The sequence below is a fragment of the Caulobacter mirabilis genome (assembly GCF_002749615.1).
In the GTDB taxonomy this organism is placed as follows: Bacteria; Pseudomonadota; Alphaproteobacteria; order Caulobacterales; family Caulobacteraceae; genus Caulobacter; species Caulobacter mirabilis.
The window spans coordinates 345,350-357,969 of the sequence record NZ_CP024201.1 but is presented as its reverse complement, the minus strand read 5'-3'; the positions used below and the strand labels follow the sequence as shown (position 1 = coordinate 357,969).

Below are 12,620 nucleotides of genomic sequence, written 5' to 3'. Positions count from 1 at the left end.
TGACAAACGGCGCGTCAGGCCTCGAACACCATCACCGCCAGGCCGAGCAGGATGAGCGCCCCGCCGAGGATCGCCTGCTCGTACTTCTCCAGCGCCTCGAGCTTCAGGCGATTGGCCCCGGCCAGGCTCAGGCCGGTGAAGATCAGCATGCCCGCGGCCGTGGCCAGCAGCAGGATCAGGCTGAGCAGGGCGAAGGCGCCCCAGCCATGCTTCACCCCGGCCAGATAGACCGGCAGGAAGGCCTCGCAGGGCGACAGCGCCAGCAGGACGAAGAGTCCCGCCATGGCGGCCCGGTCCGAGACGTACTTGCGCGGCTGGGCGCTCTTCCGGTGCTGATGGTGCCGGAACAGATAGAAGAGACCCAGCGCGACCAGCAGGCCGCCGACGATCCAGTGGAACCACTCGCCCAGCGTCGGCAGGGCGACCAGACCGGCGGTGACCACGAGCAGACCCAGGACGATGGTGAAGGCCACGTGGCCGATCCCGGCCAGGGCCGTGACGCCCAAGGTCTTGCCCGCCGACCAGTTCTGGCCGCGGCCGACCAGCACGAACGGCAGCCAGTGGGTGGGCAGCGCCGCATGCAGGAAGGCGACGGCGAAGCCGGTGGCGGCGATGGAGGCGAAGAGCGTCGAGGTCACGAAGGCTCTATGACATGTTATATTGTAACAGTCGAGCCGAATCGTATGGCCGACGCCGGAACTCTAAGCCCGAACCTCGAACACCAGGTTGAAGGGCGTCTCCGCGGCCCGGCGAAAATGGGTGAACCCCGCCTCCTCCGTGACCTTGCGCAGGCGCGCCTCGCCGGCCTGGGCGCCCAGCCCCAGCCCCACCTCCTGGCTCAGCGAGGCCGGCGTGCAGATCATGGTCGAGGCCGAATAGAACAGCCGCCCGACCGGATTGAGGTTGTCGCCCAGGTCGTCGTTGGCGAACGGCTCGACCAGCAGCCAGGTCCCGTCCGGCTTCAGGGTCTCGCGAATATGTCGCGAGGCGCCGACCGGGTCGCCCATGTCGTGCAGGGCGTCGAAGATGGCCGCCATGTCGTAGTCCGCGCCCGGGAAATCCTGGGCCGAGGCGACCTCGAACTCGCAGCGGTCCGCGACGCCGGCCTCTTCCGCCGCGGCCCTGGCCCGTTCGATCGACGGCGCATGGTAGTCGAAGCCATAGAAGCGCGACCGCGGATAGGCCTGGGCCATCAGCACCGTCGAGGCGCCGTGGCCGCAACCGATGTCGGCCACCCGGGCGCCCGCCTTCAGGCGAGCCTCCACCCCGTCCAGCGCCGGAATCCAGGAGGACACCAGATTGGCGTTGTAGCCGGGCCGGAAGAAGCGCTCGGTGCCTCGGAACAGGCATTGGCTGTGCTCATGCCAGCCGACGCCCTTTCCCGACCCGAAGGCCGCCGTGACCTTCGGCTCATCGAGAAAGACGGCCTGCAGGACCTCGAAACCGCCGGCCATGAAGGCCGGACCGCCCTCGTCGGCGAAGACCATGGCCTGTTCCGGGGTCATGAAGAAGCGCCCGCCGGCCTTGTCGTATTCGATGTAGCCGGCCGCCGCCTGAGCGGCGAGCCATTCCCGGACGTAGCGCTCGGTCGTGCCGGTATGGGCGGCCAACTCGGCGGAGGTCGAGGGACCGCGCTCGGCCAATCCTCGGTACAGCCCGGTGCGATCACCGATCAGAACGAGGGCGGCGGAAATGGCCGCTCCCATGTCGCCGACCATCTTGCCCATGAAGGCTTCGAGCTTTTCGGGATCGGGGGGAACGGGGCGAAGGCCGTTGGTCGCGCTCATGGGCGCCTCCTTCTTGCGAAGGTCGACCGGCGCGTCCCCCCGGAGCGATCGGCGCGCCGATCAACTCATCAGGACAACTGTGATGTGAGGATATAGACCCCGCGCGCGCGGCGAACCACTGCATCAGGGTTGAAAGGCGCCTGACCGCCGTTGACTCATGGGCGCTCGGCTGTATAAGTCCGGCCCCTCGCCCGCAGGCCCGTCCCGCGGGCGCGGCCTATTTTGCGAACACACAGAATTTCAAGGCGATAACCGATGTACGCGGTGATCAAGACCGGCGGCAAGCAATACCGGGTCCAACCGGGCGACGTGCTCGTTGTCGAAAAGCTGGCCGGTGAGCCGGGTGCGGACGTCGCGTTCGGCGAAGTCCTGATGCTGGGCGACGGCGACGCGGTCACCGTGGGCGCTCCCCTCGTGGACGGCGCTTCGGTCAGCGCGACGCTGATCGAGACCCGCAAGGGCGAGAAGGTGAAGATCTTCAAGAAGATCCGTCGCCAGGGCTACCGCCGCACGCGCGGTCACCGCCAGACCGAGACGGTCCTGCGCGTGACCTCGATCGCCGGCGCCGGCAAGACCGAGAAGTGGGACGGCACGGTCTCGCTGACCACCAAGGCCGAGCTGAACGCCCGCTCGCGCAACCTGAAGATCGCCGCGCCGGTCGCCGCCGAAGCCGCTCCGGCTCCGGAAGCCAAGGCCGCTCCGGCCAAGAAGGCCGCGCCGAAGAAGGCTGAAGCCAAGGCCGAGGGCGAAGCCGCCCCCGCCAAGAAGGCCGCGCCGAAGAAGGCCGCCGCCAAGAAGGAAGACGGCGAAGCCTAAGGGCGGCGCCTCTAGAGGATAGGAGAGCACCATGGCTCACAAAAAATCTGGCGGCTCCTCGCGCAACGGCCGCGATTCGGCTGGCCGCCGTCTCGGCGTGAAGAAGTTCGGCGGCGAAGCCGTCGACGCCGGCAACATCATCATCCGTCAGCGCGGCACGAAGTTCTGGCCGGGCGACAACGTGGGCATGGGCAAGGACCATACCCTCTTCGCTCTGGTGAACGGCGCCGTGAAGTTCGTAACCAAGCGCAACAACCGCACCTACGCGACGGTCGTTCCGACCCAGCTCCAGGCCGCCGAATAGGCGATCCTGGAACTTCCCGGATCGCCCGACATCAGGCGATCCGGACATGAAATTCCTAGCGGGGAGTCCGGACGCCGGGCTCCCCGCTTTGCATTTCAGGCCCTGCCCCCGGACACAGGAAAGACACGGGGGACGGCCAGGGAGGTCGACCATGTGCATGATCGAGGTTTCCCCGACCATCGAGACACGGCGGCTGGCGCTGCGCGCGCCGGTCATTGAGGATGCGCCCCGCATCGCGGCCCTGCTGAACGACCTCGACGTCGCCAGAATGACGGCCCGGATGCCCCACCCCTACACGTCGGCCGACGCCGAGGACTTCGTCGTCCGCGCCATGGCCGCCGACCCTCGGACGGAGCGCGTGTTCCTGATCGAACTGGAGGACCAGGGCGTGGTCGGCAATCTCCATTTCTTCCCGTCAGCCGAGGGCTACGCCGAGGTCGGCTACTCGGTCGGCAAGGCCTGGTGGGGTCGTGGGATCGCCACGGAGGCCCTGCAGGGCGGCCTGGCCTGGGCAGGGCGGGAATGGCGCAAGCGGATGATCATCGCAGGCCATTTCGCCGACAACCCGGCCTCGGGCGGCGTGCTGGTCAAGGCCGGCTTCCTCTACACCGGCGAAGTCCGCCAGCTGGCCTCGCGCGCGCGGGGCGGGACCGCGCCGTCGCGGATGATGGTCTGGCTTGCCTGAGGAGGGTCTACTTCCGCTTGGCGGCGGCGGCGATGGCCTTGTCCAGCGTGGCGAGATCCATCTCCCCCGCGGTCTGCTTCACCAGCACGCCGTTGACGTAGAAGGTCGGAGTCCCGCGGACGCCGTCCAGGTTGCTGGCGGTCTCGATGCGTGCCTTCAGGGCGTCGAACGCGGCCTGATCGTTCATGCAGGCGTCGTAGCGCTTTTCGTCGACCCCGACCCCGGCGCCGATGCCCTTGAGGGTCTTCTGCAGACCCTCGATCGTGCCATCCTTGTAGATGCCGTCCTGAGCGGCGAACACGCGCTCGACCACGGTGAAGTAGTTCTGCTTGCCGGCGCAGCGGGCCAGCATCGTCGCCGGTATCGCCAGCTGGGGCGGCGGGGTGACGAACTCCCGGAACACGAACAGCACCTTGCCGCTGTCGATGTACTTCTTGCGGAAGGCCGGGAAGACGCTCTTGTGGAAGGCCGCGCAGTGCGGGCAGGACAGCGACGCGTACTCCACGACCACGACCTTGGCCTTCGGATTGCCCAGGGTCATGTCATCCGGGCGGACGGGCGACTTGGCCTGGGCCAGGACCGTCCCGGCCGGAAGCAGGGCCAAGGCCGTAAGGCCCGCCAGATATGTACGCCGCGACGCCATGCACACTTCCCCTCGACCATCGGTAGCCGTTCGGACCGCATCTAGGCCGGTTTCCACCATGGAGGGAAGAGCCGGCCCTTTCCTGACGCCCCCCTTGCCTCATAAGGACGCGATGAAATTCCTCGACCAGTGCAAGATCTTCATCCGCTCCGGCAACGGCGGCGGCGGCGCTGTGTCGTTCCGGCGCGAGAAGTACATCGAGTACGGCGGTCCCGACGGCGGCGACGGCGGCTCGGGCGGCGACGTCTGGATCGAAGCGGTCGAAGGGCTGAACACCCTCATCGACTACCGGTACCAGCAGCATTTCAAGGCCGAGACCGGCGTCCACGGCATGGGCCGCAACCGCCACGGCGCGGCCGGCGCCGACATGGTCCTGAAAGTCCCCGTCGGCACCCAGGTGCTGGAGGAGGACAAGGAGACCCTGATCGTCGACCTGGATCATGCCGGCATGCGCTATCTGCTGGCCAAGGGCGGCAACGGCGGCTGGGGCAACGACCGTTTCAAGGGCCCGATCAACCAAGCGCCCAAGCACGCCAACCCCGGCCAGCCGGGCGAGGAGAAGTGGATCTGGCTGCGGCTGAAGCTGATCGCCGACGCCGGCCTGGTCGGCTTGCCGAACGCCGGCAAGTCGACCTTCCTGGCCGCGGTCAGCGCCGCCAAGCCGAAGATCGCCGACTATCCCTTCACGACCCTGGTTCCGAACCTGGGCATCGTCGACCTGACCAGCGAGGAACGCTTCGTCATCGCCGACATCCCGGGCCTCATTGAAGGCGCGTCGGAAGGCGCCGGCCTGGGCACCCGCTTCCTGGGCCACGTCGAGCGCGCGGGCGTGCTGATCCACCTCGTCGACGCCACCCAGGACGACATCGCCGGCGCCTACCGGACGATCCGCGGCGAGCTGGAAGCCTATGGCGAGGGCCTGGCGGACCGGGCCGAGATCCTGGCGCTGAACAAGGTCGACGCCCTGGACGAGGAACTGCGCCAGTGGAAGTCGGACGAACTGGAAGCGGCCGCGGGCAGGAAGCCCCGGCTGATTTCCGGGGTCTCCGGCGAGGGCGTGCAAGACCTGCTCCGCGCCGCCTACGTCGAAATTCGACGCCACCGCGGAGAGGAAGCCGCGGCCGAGGCCGACGACGAACCGTCGGCCGACTGGTCGCCGCTCTGACGCCATTTGGGGGAAGCCGCCATGCTCCTGGCCACGTTCGCTGCACTGCTGCTTCTGGCTGAGCCGGCGGCCGTCCCGCCCCCTGCTCCCGCCGCTGCGCCAGCGCCCGCGCCGGTCGATCCCGTGGCCGCCCGGCTCGAGGCTCTTATGGAGACCTGGCGCGGCAAGTCCGGCGATCCGCTGCGCGGCAAGCTCGGCCTCTCCCAAAGCACCAAGACCGCGGCCGACGGCGAGGCCGTCTTCTGGCTGCGCCGCGCGGAGGCGGTCGGCTGCGGCATCGACGCCTCGGGCCAGATGCGCTGCCTGACCGCCGGCGCCGACGCCACCTGCGTACTGGCGATCGGCTTCGACAAGCAGGGCAAGGTCAAGACCTGGCGCATCTCGGGCGCGCCGCCGGCCTGCCAGATGTTCGTCGACGAACTTACGCCCTCCTGACCATGGCTGCAGGCAATGAACTGACCCGCGCCCGGCGGGTCGTGGTCAAGGTCGGCTCGGCCCTGGTGGTCGACGCCCAGGCGGGCGCCCCCGCCCATGCCTGGCTGAAGGCCTTCGCCGCCGACGCCGCCCGGCTGCGCGCGCGCGGTCAGCAGGTGCTGGTGGTGTCGTCCGGCGCCGTGGCCCTGGGCCGCCGACGCCTGGGCCTGACCCGCAAGGCCCTGACCCTGCCCGAGAAGCAGGCCGCCGCCGCCGCCGGGCAGTCCCTGCTCATGCGCGCCTGGGAGGAAGCGTTCGAGCCGCATAGCGTGGGCGTGGCCCAGGTGCTGATGACCCGCGACGACACCGAGGTCCGCCGCCGCTGGCTGAACGGCCGGGCGACGGTCGAGACCCTGCTGTCGCTAGGCGTGGTGCCGGTGGTCAATGAGAACGACACCGTCGTCACCGAGGAGATCCGCTACGGCGACAACGACCGCCTGGCCGCCCGCGTCGCCCAGATGATCGGCGCCGACGCCCTCGTGCTGCTCAGCGACATCGACGGCCTCTATACCGCCGACCCGCGCCGTGATCCGACGGCCAAGCGGCTGGAGCGGGTCGAGGCCCTGACGCCCGAGATCATCGAGATGGCCGGCGGCGCCAACGCCAGCGCGGGCGTGGGCACGGGCGGGATGGCCACAAAGCTGGCCGCGGCCGGCATCGCCCGGGCCGCCGGCTGCGCCACCATCGTGACCTTGGGCAGCCGTCCGCAGCCGTTGCAGGCGGTCGAGGACGGCGCGCCGGCGACGGTCTTCGCCCCCGCGACCACGGCCGCGGCGGCCTACAAGGGCTGGATCGCCGGCTCCCTGGCGCCGCAGGGCGTTCTGATCGTCGACGCCGGCGCCGCGACGGCGCTGCGCAGCGGCAAGAGCCTGCTGGCGGCGGGGGTCCGCGCGGTCGAAGGCCGCTTCGGCAAGGGCGATGCGGTGGTCGTCCGCGGCGAGGATGGCCGGGAGCTGGGCCGCGGTCTGGTCCGCTATGACGCCGCCGACGCGGAACGCATCCTGGGCCTGCGCAGCGACGCGATCGAGGCCGCGCTGGGCTATTCCGAGGGCCCGGTGATTCACGCCGACGATCTGGCGATGGCCGACCGCTGATCGCAAGGCGTTTGCGGTCGACCGGGAAAAGGGGCTAAGGCTCATCCTGAGCATATCCGGGGACGGAGCGATGGACGACGGAGCGGTCAGCCTGCAGGCGACGATGACGGCGATGGGCCAGGCGGCCCGCGAGGGCGCGCGCGCCCTGCGCCTGTCGACGCCAGAGCAGCGCACGGCCGCGATCCGCGCCATGGCCCAGGCCATCCGCGACGACGCCCAGGCCATCCTGGCCGCCAACCAGCGCGACCAGGCGGCCGCCCGCGACGCCGGCCTGGCCGCGCCGATGATCGACCGCATGATGCTGGACGCCGGCCGCCTGGAAGGCGTGGCCCAGGGCGTCGAGGCCGTGGCCGGCATTCCCGACCCTCTCGGCGTCGAGACCGCCCGCTGGACCCGGCCCAACGGCCTGGACATCGCCCGGGTGCGGACGCCGATCGGCGTGATCGCCATCATCTACGAGAGCCGCCCGAACGTGACGGCGGACGCGGCCGCCCTGTGCGTGCGTTCGGGCAACGCGGCGATCCTGCGCGGCGGGTCGGAGTGCATCCGGACCAACCAGGCGCTCCACGCCGCCGTAGCCAAGGGCCTGACCGCCGCCGGCCTGCCGGCCGCCTGCGTCCAGGTGGTGAAGACCAGCGACCGCGCGGCCGTCGGCCATATCCTGTCGGGCCTGGACCGTACGATCGACCTGATCATTCCGCGCGGCGGCAAGAGTCTGGTCGCCCGCGTCCAGGCCGAGGCCCGCGCGCCGGTCCTGGGTCACCTCGAAGGGCTGAACCACGTCTATGTCGACGCCGAAGCCGATGTCGCCAAGGCCCGCGACATCGTGCTGAACGCCAAGATGCGGCGCGTGTCGGTGTGCGGCGCCGCCGAGACCCTGCTGGTCGACGCCAAGGCGGCCGAACGCCTGCTGCCGCCCGTCGCCGACGCCCTGATCAGGGCCGGCTGCGAACTGCGCGGCGACGCCCGCGCCCGCGCCATCGAGCCGACGATGGCCGCCGCGACGATCGAGGACTGGACCACCGAATACCTGGCCCCGACCATCGCCGTGGCCGTGGTCGACGGGGTCGAAGGCGCCGCCGCCCACATCGCCTCCTACGGCTCGGGCCACACCGACGCCATCGTCACCGAGAACGCCGCCACGGCCGAACGCTTCACCGCCCTGGTCGATTCGGCGATCGTGCTGATCAACGCCTCGACCCAGTTCGCCGACGGCGGCGAGTTCGGCTTCGGAGCCGAGATCGGCATCGCCACCGACAAACTCCATGCCCGCGGCCCGGTAGGGGCCGAGCAGCTCACGACGTTCAAGTATGTGGTTCGCGGGACCGGCCAGACTCGTCCCTGAAGCCGGCCGTCCGGGGGCCCTGCGGCTCGGCTTCGACCTGAAGCCGGGCATGCGGGTCGGCCTGTACGGCGGGTCCTTCAACCCGGCGCACGACGGGCACGCCCACGTCGCCGAGACGGCGATGACGCGCCTGCATCTCGACCATGTCATCTGGCTGGTCTCGCCGCAGAACCCGCTGAAGTCCTCCAAGGAGACCGCCCCGCTCGCCGAGCGGATGGCCGGGGCCCGCGCCCAGGCGCGTGGGCCGGGGATGATCATCTCCGACGCCGAGACGCGGATGGGCTCGCAGTACACGATCGACACGGTCCGGATCCTCAAGCAGCGCTTTCCCGGCGTGCATTTCGTCTGGATCATGGGCGCCGACAGCCTGGCCTCCTTCCACCGCTGGAAGGGCTGGACCCAGCTGATGCACGAGGTGCCGGTGGCGGTGATCTCGCGCCCCTGGGCCGGATTGAAGAGCCAGACCTCGCCGACGGCCCGCCGTTTCGCCGCCGCGCGGCGGCCGGCGCGGGAGGCCAAGCTGCTGCCCGGGGCCAAGACCCCGGCCTGGGTCTACCTGCCCGGCCCGTTCAATTTCCAGTCCTCCACGGCTCTGCGCGAACGCCTCCGGAAGGCGTGAGATTCTGATTCGCTGACGAACCCGCTCGGACGTGCTATGGGGTGGTGCTTGCGAGGCTAACAAGGAGCACTCCGCTGAACCGCGAGTTGGCGCCCATGGCGCACGAAGCCCAGTCCGGGGCTTCCACCGACGAACCCCGACAGGTGGGTTCGCTCGAAGATCTGATTCTGACGCGCCTGGACGACGACAAGGCGCAGGACATCGTTCTCATCGATCTCAAGGGCAAGAGCCCGATGGCCGACACCATGATCGTGGCGTCCGGCCGTTCGCACCGTCACGTCGGCGCTCTGGCCGATCACGTTCTGCGGACGCTGAAGGAAGCCGGCCACGGCAAGGCGCGGGTCGAAGGCTTGCCGCATTGCGACTGGGTCCTGATCGACGCCGGCGATGTGGTGGTCCACCTGTTCCGCCCGGAAGTGCGCAGCTTCTACAACATCGAGAAGATCTGGTCGGTCGACTCCCCGCACATCACCGCGGCGAAGAACTGACGACTCCCTGCGTCCTTCGAGACGCTCGCTTGAAGCTCGCTCCTCAGGATGACGCGCTCAGAGATCGTCATGGTGAGGAGCGGTCCGCCAGGACCGCGTCTCGAACCACGCAATGAAGATCACCCTCCTCACCGTCCATCGTCTCGGAAGGGCGCCCGAAGCCCTGCTGGCGAAGGACTATGCCGAGCGCGCCACGGCGGCCGGCCGCTCGCTCGGCCTGGGCCCGGTCGAGGTGGTCGAGGTCGAGGCCCGCAAGCCCGGCAAGGCCGCCGAGGCCGAGGTGCTGTCGCCCCATCTCAAGGACGCCCATGTCATCGCTTGCGACGAGCACGGAGCGGTGCGGACCTCGCGCGCCTTCGCCGAGAAGATCGGCCGCCTACGCGACGACGGCGTGCGGCGGCTGGTGCTGATCATCGGCGGCGCGGACGGGCTCGACCCGTCGATCCTGGCGGCCGCCCACGAGACCCTGGCGTTCGGCCCCCAGACCTGGCCGCACGCCCTGGCGCGCGCCATGCTGGCCGAGCAGGTCTATCGCGCCGCGACCATCCTGGCCGGCTCGCCGTATCACCGCGATTGAGCTATCCCTCGCGCATGCGCCGCCGCATCGCCCTGCCGCTCGTCATCGTCCTCGCCGCCGCCGGCGGGGCGGGCAGCGTCGCGCAGGAGCCCGCCCAGCAGCCCCAGGTGGTCCGCATCGCCCCGCCGCCGGGACAGGAAGAGGCCCGCCAGCAGATCCAGGCTCTGCGCGAGGAGCTGAAGACCCTGGCCGGCCGCCAGGCCCAGAGCAGCCGCGATGTCGCCGGCGCCCGAGCCCGGCTGGACGCCCTGAACGTCCGCGAAAGCGCCCTGACGGCGGAACTGGGACGCGACCGCAACCGCCTGGCGCGGCTGCTGGGCGCCCTGCAGCTGTTCCGCCGCCAGCCGCCGCCGGCCCTGCTGGTCAGCCCGCAGGACGCCCGGGACGCGGTGCGGGCGGCCATCCTGATCCGCGCCATGACCCCCGCGCTGGAGGCTCGCGCCAAGGGCTACGCCGCCGAGGCGCGCGAGATCGCCGCGCTGCGCCGGCAGGCCGCGGCCGCCGACGCCGAACGCCTGACCGCCGAAAGCATGGCCGCCGACCGCTGGAGCGAGATCGAAAAGCTGATGGCCGAGCAGGCCGCCATCGAGCGGCGCTACGCCGACGAAGCCTTCCTGGCCGGCCGCGCCGCCGGCAGCCCCGGCCAGCTGGCCGACAGCTTCCCACGGGTCGCGGGTCCGGACGCCGGGCCCGGCCCGATCGCCCGCCCGACGGGCGCGCTGGTCCGCCGCTTCCGGGCCCCGGCGCCGGGCGGCGGCGCGTCCGACGGCCTGGCCTTCCGCGCCGAACCCGGCGGCCGGGTCCTGGCCCCGGCCCAGGGCGTGGTGGAGTTCGCGGGCCCCGTGACCGGCTGGGGCGTCATCTTGATCTTGCGAACCACGGGCGCCTACCATCTGGTTCTGGCGGGCATGAGCGAGGTTTCGGTCTCCCCCGGACAATCCGTCGCAACCGGCGCGCCTGTCGGGAAGATGTCGGATGGCGGAAGGTCGGAACCTGAGCTCTACTTGGAGCTTCGTCGCTCCGGCGCGCCGATCGATCCGACCCCGTGGCTGGACAGCGGCGCGAGCAGGCAGGCGGCGACGCCTTAATTTCGGCCCTGGCGGGTCTTTGTATCGAGAACGGCGCTCACCGCCGCTTAGGGAGCCCAGTCGGGCGATGATGAAGAAGAACCTGCTGATCGGCGCATGCGCCTTCGTTCTCGGCGCCGGGGCCATGGCCTACGTCAGCCAGCGGGCCGAGGCGGTGCCGCAGCCGCGCGCCCAGACCTATCGCATGCTCGAGCTGTTCGGCGACGTGGTCGAGATCGTCCAGCGCCAGTATGTCGTGCCGGTCGACGACAAGAAGCTGATCGAGGCCGCCCTGGACGGCATGGTCAGCTCCCTGGATCCGCACTCCGGCTACCTGGCGCCCGACAGCTTCGAGGACATGCAGGACACCACCCGCGGCGAGTACGGCGGGCTGGGCATCGAGATCGTCAGCGAGGACGGCGTCGTGAAGATCGTCGCGCCCATGGACGGCACGCCGGCCGACCGCGCGGGCCTGCAGGCCGGCGACTACATCACCGGCGTCAACGGCGAGAGCATCATCGGCATGTCGAGCAACGACGCCGTCAAGCTGATGCGCGGCAAGCCCGGCGAGAAGGTCACCCTGACCATCGCGCGCGAGAAGGCCGACCCGTTCGACGTGCCGATGGTCCGCGAGGTCATCAAGCCCAAGTCGGTCACCGCGCGCCTGGAAGGCGACTACGGCTATGTGCGCCTGTCCGGCTTCAACGAGAAAGCCACCGACGACGTCTCCGCGGCGATCAAGGACCTCCAGGCCAAGAACCCGAAGATGAAGGGCCTGGTCTTCGACCTGCGCAACAATCCTGGCGGTCTGCTCGATCAGGCCGTCGGCGTGTCCAGCCTCTTCCTGAACGGCGGCGAGGTGGTCAGCCAGCGCGGCCGTGATCCCCGCGACATCGAACGCTACAACGCGCTGCCCCCCGGCGACATGTTGAAGGGCCTGCCTCTGGTGGTGCTGATCAACAACGGCTCGGCCTCGGCGGCGGAAATCGTCGCCGGCGCCCTGCAGGATCGCAAGCGCGCCGAAGTCGTCGGCCTGACCAGCTTCGGCAAGGGCTCGGTCCAGACGGTGATTCCGCTGCGCGGCGGGGCCGACGGCGCGATCAAGCTGACGACCGCGCGCTACTACACGCCCTCGGGCAAGTCGATCCAGCGCACCGGCATCGAGCCGGATCTGGAAGTCGCCTCGTCCCGCGAGCAGGCCGAGTTCATCGCCACGAAGTCGATCCAGTTCAGCGAGGCTTCGCTGCGCAACGCCCTGGACGCCGCCGAGGGCAAGACCCGGCGCGGCGCCCATATCCCGGCCGAGGCGCCGCCGGCGACCTTCGACGAGGACGGCTGCAAGAAGCGCACGACCCGGACGCTTGAGCTGAAGTGCGACTTCCAGCTGCAACGCGCGCTCGACGTGCTGCGCAACGGCTCCGTCGCGGCCACGCCCAAGCTGCCCAAGCCGGCCCCGCGCGTCGCCGTCGTCGACGGCAAGGTGCAGCCGCGCGAAGACGCCAAATAGGGCTTCATTAACCATAAACGGCGAGGTTGGCGGGGACTGTCCCGCCGAC

15 protein-coding genes are annotated in these 12,620 nt (G+C 70.1%); 12 read left to right on the top strand and 3 right to left on the bottom strand.

Translation table 11 applies throughout. The annotated features are described in order from the left end of the window. Window positions 1-14: 14 nt before the first annotated feature. Window positions 15-638, bottom strand: a complete 624-nt coding sequence (locus tag CSW64_RS01760; RefSeq protein ID WP_099620481.1) for a hypothetical protein — start codon at window positions 636-638, stop codon at window positions 15-17. Window positions 639-701: 63 nt separating this feature from the next. Then, window positions 702-1,787: a class I SAM-dependent methyltransferase gene (locus CSW64_RS01755; protein ID WP_099620480.1), complete on the bottom strand. Its 1,086-nt coding sequence runs from the start codon at window positions 1,785-1,787 to the stop codon at window positions 702-704. Between the two features lie 255 nt (window positions 1,788-2,042). Between CSW64_RS01755 and rplU the strand changes: the two genes are divergently transcribed. From rplU to CSW64_RS01740, 3 genes are all read left to right on the top strand, one after another. After that, the gene (gene rplU / locus CSW64_RS01750) at window positions 2,043-2,603 is read left to right on the top strand and encodes a 50S ribosomal protein L21 (RefSeq protein WP_099620479.1); all 561 of its coding nucleotides are present in this window, start codon (window positions 2,043-2,045) and stop codon (window positions 2,601-2,603) included. Window positions 2,604-2,634: 31 nt separating this feature from the next. Next, a complete protein-coding gene (gene rpmA / locus CSW64_RS01745; RefSeq protein ID WP_099620478.1) occupies window positions 2,635-2,907 on the top strand; it encodes a 50S ribosomal protein L27 in 273 nt (90 codons plus the stop codon). 151 nt (window positions 2,908-3,058) lie between these two features. After that, window positions 3,059-3,592, top strand: coding sequence for a GNAT family N-acetyltransferase (locus CSW64_RS01740; RefSeq protein WP_099620477.1), 534 nt, complete (start codon window positions 3,059-3,061; stop codon window positions 3,590-3,592). 7 nt (window positions 3,593-3,599) lie between these two features. Here CSW64_RS01740 and CSW64_RS01735 read toward each other — a convergent pair whose 3' ends face one another. After that, window positions 3,600-4,235: a DsbA family protein gene (locus tag CSW64_RS01735; RefSeq protein WP_172448428.1), complete on the bottom strand. Its 636-nt coding sequence runs from the start codon at window positions 4,233-4,235 to the stop codon at window positions 3,600-3,602. 112 nt (window positions 4,236-4,347) lie between these two features. Here CSW64_RS01735 and obgE point away from each other — a divergent pair, with 112 nt between their 5' ends. From obgE to CSW64_RS01690, 9 genes are all read left to right on the top strand, one after another. Continuing rightward, complete coding sequence (gene obgE / locus CSW64_RS01730; RefSeq protein WP_099620475.1) at window positions 4,348-5,400, top strand: GTPase ObgE; 1,053 nt, start codon at window positions 4,348-4,350, stop codon at window positions 5,398-5,400. A 21-nt stretch (window positions 5,401-5,421) separates the two neighbouring features. Continuing rightward, window positions 5,422-5,835 carry a hypothetical protein gene (locus tag CSW64_RS01725; RefSeq protein ID WP_150131301.1) on the top strand — a complete coding sequence of 138 codons (414 nt, stop codon included), beginning with the start codon at window positions 5,422-5,424 and terminating at the stop codon, window positions 5,833-5,835. Between the two features lie 2 nt (window positions 5,836-5,837). After that, window positions 5,838-6,968 carry a glutamate 5-kinase gene (proB, locus tag CSW64_RS01720; RefSeq protein ID WP_099620473.1) on the top strand — a complete coding sequence of 377 codons (1,131 nt, stop codon included), beginning with the start codon at window positions 5,838-5,840 and terminating at the stop codon, window positions 6,966-6,968. 70 nt (window positions 6,969-7,038) lie between these two features. After that, window positions 7,039-8,313: a glutamate-5-semialdehyde dehydrogenase gene (locus CSW64_RS01715; protein WP_099620472.1), complete on the top strand. Its 1,275-nt coding sequence runs from the start codon at window positions 7,039-7,041 to the stop codon at window positions 8,311-8,313. Next, entirely contained in the window at window positions 8,279-8,932 is a 654-nt protein-coding gene (locus CSW64_RS01710) for a nicotinate-nucleotide adenylyltransferase (RefSeq protein ID WP_099620471.1), read from the top strand. The genes CSW64_RS01715 and CSW64_RS01710 overlap by 35 nt, the downstream gene beginning before the upstream one ends. Before the next feature lie 95 nt (window positions 8,933-9,027). Beyond that, entirely contained in the window at window positions 9,028-9,420 is a 393-nt protein-coding gene (gene rsfS / locus CSW64_RS01705; RefSeq protein ID WP_172448427.1) for a ribosome silencing factor, read from the top strand. Window positions 9,421-9,532: 112 nt separating this feature from the next. Further along, entirely contained in the window at window positions 9,533-9,997 is a 465-nt protein-coding gene (gene rlmH, locus CSW64_RS01700; RefSeq protein WP_099620470.1) for a 23S rRNA (pseudouridine(1915)-N(3))-methyltransferase RlmH, read from the top strand. Window positions 9,998-10,011: 14 nt separating this feature from the next. Beyond that, on the top strand, window positions 10,012-11,085 hold the full coding sequence (locus CSW64_RS01695) for a murein hydrolase activator EnvC family protein (protein ID WP_099624074.1): 1,074 nt from the start codon (window positions 10,012-10,014) through the stop codon (window positions 11,083-11,085). A gap of 70 nt (window positions 11,086-11,155) precedes the next feature. Then, window positions 11,156-12,571 (top strand): S41 family peptidase, encoded by a 1,416-nt coding sequence (locus CSW64_RS01690; RefSeq protein WP_099624073.1) that lies wholly within the window; start codon window positions 11,156-11,158, stop codon window positions 12,569-12,571. Window positions 12,572-12,620: the final 49 nt, after the last annotated feature.